This window comes from Moorena sp. SIO4E2 (genome assembly GCF_010671945.1).
GTDB lineage: Bacteria > Cyanobacteriota > Cyanobacteriia > Cyanobacteriales > Coleofasciculaceae > Moorena > Moorena producens.
Window position 1 is genome coordinate 1 of the sequence record NZ_JAAHIE010001238.1, and the last position, 1,365, is coordinate 1,365.

Consider the following 1,365-nt stretch of genomic DNA (forward strand, 5'->3'; position numbering starts at 1 on the left):
GAGATGGATTGAGATGGAGTTAACCCATGAACGAACTGGAGGAACGACTACAACAGCTAGCTTTGGAAGCTCAAAAGCATCCCCCAAAAAGCCGTGGCCGTCGTCTAGCCCTGACCCGGCTGATTCACATGATTCAAGCATCCGGCAAATTATCTCGCAGGAGATTTGACACTCCTCAGGAGGTTTACGATGATGCACTTCAAGAGACTTTGTTGTATGTGTTAAAAAAAATTGACACTTATGAACCGAGAGCTCCGGTGATTAACTGGGTCAATTACGTCCTCAAGAGACGGTTGATTGATGGCAATAAACGACATACCAAAGGGGGAAAGGAGTACTCACTAGATGCACCAATAAACTCTTCCGATGGGGGTAAGATCAATCAATCAGGTATGACCTATTTAGAAACCGTTGCCCAACCAGAAGACACTCCGTTACCTTCACAGCTTGTACGTCAGTGTATTGAAGAAGACTCTGATGGGCTGTTTGCCAGCAGACACGTTAAAGGACATCCTCAGGCCAACTTCAGAACTATTGCTCTTTTATATCTTGACCGGAAGAGTTGGCAACAGACTGCTGTAGCAGTTGGGTTAAAGCCAAAGCAAGCCTCAACGGTGCAAAGTTTCTACTGCCGCTCTTGTAAGTATTTTGCTGACAGGTTTAAGGAATACTTGCAGGAATAACTGACAAATAAGATTCAATGTATAGACGAGAGAGTAACCATGAATAACTTAACGGAAAAATTAACATTCTCTGTGCCTCTTACCAGAGATTGGTATCAACTAGCAGAAACCTTTAGTCGGGAACAGCACGAACCGGATAAAGCTCAAGACGTTTACCTAAATACATTAGCGGTTTATGCGGTAAATTTCTACTTAGAGTGTCTGGAAGTAGAAACTGATTTAGCAGCAAGTGATAGCAGCAATCCAGCCCTGCGATCGCTAATGAATGTATCCGATTTGATGGTTAAAGGTTGGGGAAAATTGGAATGTCGTCCTGTTTTACCTGGTGACCTAGTTTGTGACATCCCACCAGAAAGTCGCCAAGACCGAGTTGGTTATGTGGTGGTAGAAATTCATAAACCAAGTAATCAAGCTAAACTGCTAGGATTTTCCAAAACTGCACTGGGAGGAAGCTTGGATATTAGTAAAATCGATTCTCTTGAGCAGTTAATTAACCAATTACCAGAGCTATTACCAGAGCTAGAATCAAATGTCGTGAACTTACTGGAATGGTTGAAGGGTAATTTTGAAGTAGGTTGGCAGTCGGTTAGCGATTTGCTGTCTCCAAAACTTAGACCAGCATTTAGAAATACCGAAGACCAGCAAGAACGAGGTAAACTGATTGATTTATTTGATTTAGGGC

Annotated in this window: 2 protein-coding genes; both read left to right on the forward strand. The window is 42.7% G+C overall.

Annotated elements, in window-relative coordinates; translation table 11 throughout:
• Nucleotides 1-26: 26 nt before the first annotated feature.
• A complete protein-coding gene (locus F6K37_RS42530) occupies nucleotides 27-683 on the forward strand; it encodes a hypothetical protein (RefSeq protein WP_287257235.1) in 657 nt (218 codons plus the stop codon).
• Between the two features lie 39 nt (nucleotides 684-722).
• Nucleotides 723-1,365, forward strand: a 643-nt coding sequence (locus F6K37_RS42535; protein WP_287257236.1) for a DUF1822 family protein, incomplete at its 3' end; no start/stop codon positions are given.

What these genes read in the sequence shown, in the direction of transcription:
- F6K37_RS42530 (WP_287257235.1), top strand. Translation starts at nt 27, where the DNA reads ATGAACGAACTGGAGGAACGACTACAACAGCTAGCTTTGGAAGCTCAA.